Origin of the sequence: Nocardia sp. NPDC004568 (assembly GCF_040609955.1) — a bacterium.
Lineage (GTDB): Bacteria > Actinomycetota > Actinomycetes > Mycobacteriales > Mycobacteriaceae > Nocardia.
On record NZ_JBEXLL010000178.1, the window covers coordinates 1 to 2,175 of the forward strand.

At 64.9% G+C, this 2,175-nt stretch carries 1 protein-coding gene; it reads left to right on the forward strand.

Going from position 1 to position 2,175, the window contains the following annotated elements:
• Positions 1-2,175: condensation domain-containing protein (locus tag ABZV91_RS32390; RefSeq protein ID WP_355249522.1), on the forward strand; the 2,175-nt coding region annotated here is incomplete at both ends.

The window sequence follows — 2,175 nt, forward strand, 5'->3', positions numbered from 1 at the left end:
TTCGCCGATGTCCTCGGTGTGGAGCGCATCGGTGCCGATGATGATTTCTTCGCTCTGGGTGGTAACTCGCTGATCGCGACCCAGGTCGCGGCGCGTCTGGGGGCGGCGCTGGATACCCAGGTGCCGGTGCGGATGCTCTTCGAGACACCGACCGTGGCGGCGTTGGCTGTGCGGGTGGAACAGGCCGGTGCCAGTGGGCGTGTGGCGTTGACGCCGCGAGAGCGCCCGGTCCAGATCCTGCCCACGGGCGAGGTCGTGGAGCAGGTGCCGTTGTCGCTGGCGCAGCAGCGGATGTGGTTCCTCAACCGGTACGACACCGAATCGGCGGTCAACAACATCCCGATCGCCATCCGGATGTCCGGCTATCTCGATATCGCCGCCCTGCAGGTGGCCTTCATCGATGTGATCGACCGGCACGAATCTCTGCGGACCGTGTTCCCGCAGAAGGGCCGCGCACCGGTCCAGATGATTCTGGACGCGGCTCAGGTGGTCCCGGATCTGACTCCGTTCCTGATCCGCGAGGACAGGCTCATCGATCACCTGATCGATCTGGTGACGATGGCCTTCGATGTCACCGTCGAGGTGCCGCTGCATGCTCGGCTCTTCGAAATCAGTGAGAACGAATACGTACTCGGTATGGTGGTGCACCACATCTCCGCCGACGGTTGGTCGATGGGCCCGCTGGCGCGAGACGTGATGGCCGCCTACGCGGCACGCGTCAGCTGGGAACCCCCGGCATGGGCGAGCCTTCCGGTGCAGTACGCCGATTACGCGCTGTGGCAGCGTGAGGTGCTGGGTTCGGAGGACGATCCCGATTCGCTCATCTCCGAACAGGTCCGGTACTGGAAGGAGAAGCTGGCCGGCCTGCCGGACGAGCTGGTACTTCCGGCGGACCGACCGCGAGCGGCCGTCTCGTCCTTCTCGGGTGGCGTTCATTCGTTCGAGATCGGCCCGGAGACCCGCCGCCGGATCGTGGATCTGGGCTGGCGGCACAATGCTTCGCCGTTCATGGTCGTGCACAGCGCGCTGGCCGTATTCCTGGCGAGGATCACCGGAGAATCCGATATCGGTGTCGGTACTCCGGTAGCCGGCCGTGGTGACGCGGCACTGGAGAACCTGGTCGGCATGTTCGTCAACACATTGGTGTTGCGGACTCCGGTGCGCGGCGATATGTCCTTCACCGAATTGCTGGCAGAGGTCCGGAATACCGATCTGCAAGCGTTCGCTCACGCGGATGTACCGTTCGAGCGGCTGGTGGAGGTGCTGAATCCGGCACGTTCGCAGGCGCGCCATCCGATTTTCCAGGTCGCTCTGTCATTCGAGAACCTGCCGGACAGGCATTTCGAATTGCCGGACCTGCGGGTCGCCCCGGTCGATTTCGAGACCAGCCTGGAGAAGTTCGATCTCTCGTTCAATTTCCGGGGGACCGGCGATACCGCGGACGCCGGTATGCAGGGCGCGCTCTCGTACTCCCGGGACCTGTTCGATCACTCCACGATCGAGACGTTCGCCGATCGATTCGTGCGGTTGCTGGAAGAGGTCCTGGCCGCGCCGGAGACCGCGGTCGGTGATCTGGAGATCCTGGCGCCGATCGAGCGCACGAAGATGCTGGCGGAGTGGAACGCCACCCAGCACGCGCTCCCCGAGCGGCTGTTGCTGGACGGGTTCGATGCCGCGGCCGCGGCGTATCCGGATCGAGTGGCGGTTTCGTTCGAGGGGACGAGTCTGTCCTATGGCGAGTTCGCCGGTCGGGTGAACCGGCTCGCGCGGCATCTGATCGCGCAGGGTGTGGGCCCGGAGACGCTGGTCGGGTTGCTGGTTTCCCGCTCGATCGATCTGGTTGTCGGGATGTATGCGGTGGTCGCCGCGGGTGGTGCGTATGTGCCGTTGGATCCGGCGCATCCCGCGGAGCGGATCGGCTACATCCTCGATACCGCGGCACCGTTGTGTGTGCTGACCACGACTGGTGATGTGGTGGCGGTGCCGGAGGGCACGGGTGTGCCGGTGCTCGAGTTGGACACCGTGGATGTGTCGGGTTATGCCGAGACCGAGGTGACCGATGCTGACCGGCGTGGGTCGTTGCGGTCGTCGAATACGGCGTATGTGATCTTCACGTCGGGTTCGACGGGTCGTCCGAAGGGTGTGGCGGTGCCGCATTCGGCGATCGCGAACCAG